The following is a 1,451-nucleotide window of genomic DNA, read 5'->3' as shown; positions in this document are numbered from 1 at the left end:
ATACTCTTTTGCGGCCCCATCCCGTTGTCCGGCGCAACGCCCGTAGGTGGCTACGAAGCATGCAACCGGCGCACCATCGATGCCCTGCGCGCTGGCGGCACCATCGTGCATGAATTGTATTACCCTCAACCGCGCGGTAACGCGCTGGCCAAACTGCGTGGCTACCTGAGCGGCTTTGCGGCCCTGCGGCGGCAGATCCGCGCCATGAGCAAACCAGGGCCTGAATCGAAGATCCTGCACTTGACGGGCCTGTACAAACACTTTGCAATCGGCGAAATCCTGTTGCTGCGCCAGGCGCGCAGGCATGGCGTCAAGACGATCTATGATATTCGCGCCGGCTCCATGCACAAGCACTATGCCCGCCTCGGCCCCCTGTACCGCTGGCTGTTCCGACGCCTGCTGTGCAGCGCAGACCAGATCATGATCGAAGGCATGGACTATGCGCCCTTCGTTGCCGAGACAACAGGCGGCAAGGCATTTTATCTGCCCAACCATATCGCGACAGGCAGCCTACCGCAACGCTCTTGCGAGCGCACATCGCCGCTGCGGCTTGTGTATGTGGGGCGGGTTAACCTGGAAAAGGGCGTCGCCACCGCCTTGCAGACGGCACAACTGCTGCAGGCACAGGGAGTGGACTGCGAGATCGCCATCATCGGCCCGGGCGACGCGCAGCTGATCGCCAATCTGCGCAGCGAGTATGCGCCGGTGGGCGCACAGTGGCTCGGGTCGCTGCCGTCGGCAGAAGTGCTCGAAGCGCTGGGCCGCTCGCACATCTTTATTTTCCCCACACGCCACCATGGCGAGGGCCACTCGAACGCGCTGACCGAAGCGATGGCCATGGGTTGCGTTCCCGTCGCCACGGATAACGGTTTCAACCGCTCGGTGATCGGCGCCGCCGGCATGGTCGTCCCTTTCGACGCGGAGGCCGGCGCCTATGCGGCCGCCATTGCCGCCCTGTGGCAGCAAGGGCGCTGGCCGGAGCTATCCCGTGCGGCCATGCAGCGCACCCGTCAGCTATTTTCTACGGAGCAAGCGATTGCCCGCCTGGCCGATGCCTACCAAGATCTTTTGAAAGTATCCCGATGAGTCTTTTTGTTGCCGGCGACCTGGCCTGGCCTGAAGCCGATGTGCTCGCCTTTGATGCGTTGCAGCGCCTGTGCGCGCACGGCCAGATGGTCGTCAACCTCGAAGGCGGCGTCCTCGCTGCAAGTGCCGAAGCGAGCAGCGTGCACAACGAATACAAGTTCAACCTGTATTCGCACGCCAGCGTCATCGATACGCTCAAGGCGCTCAAGGTGCGCGCCTGTGGCCTCGCCAACAACCACATTTCGGACTATGTGGGCGGCATCGGGTCCAGCAAGGCCATGTTGGCGGCAAATGCCATTGCCGCGTTCGGCACGCGCGAACACCCTTGGTGCGAATTCCAGGTCGGGGAGCAGCAGTATGTGCTC

The 1,451-nt window shown here is 62.9% G+C and carries 2 protein-coding genes; both read left to right on the top strand.

Features of this window, described 5'->3' with window-relative positions; translation table 11 throughout:
• Window positions 1-1,086 (top strand): glycosyltransferase family 4 protein (locus tag AC0V2Y_RS26710; protein WP_475418399.1); only part of this gene is annotated, 1,086 nt, incomplete at its 5' end.
• Window positions 1,083-1,451: CapA family protein (locus tag AC0V2Y_RS26705; RefSeq protein WP_475418398.1), on the top strand; the 369-nt coding region annotated here is incomplete at its 3' end. The genes AC0V2Y_RS26710 and AC0V2Y_RS26705, both read left to right, overlap by 4 nt.

Source organism: Janthinobacterium sp. BHSEK (genome assembly GCF_056174685.1).
This window is presented reverse-complemented; position numbering and strand designations above follow the sequence as displayed.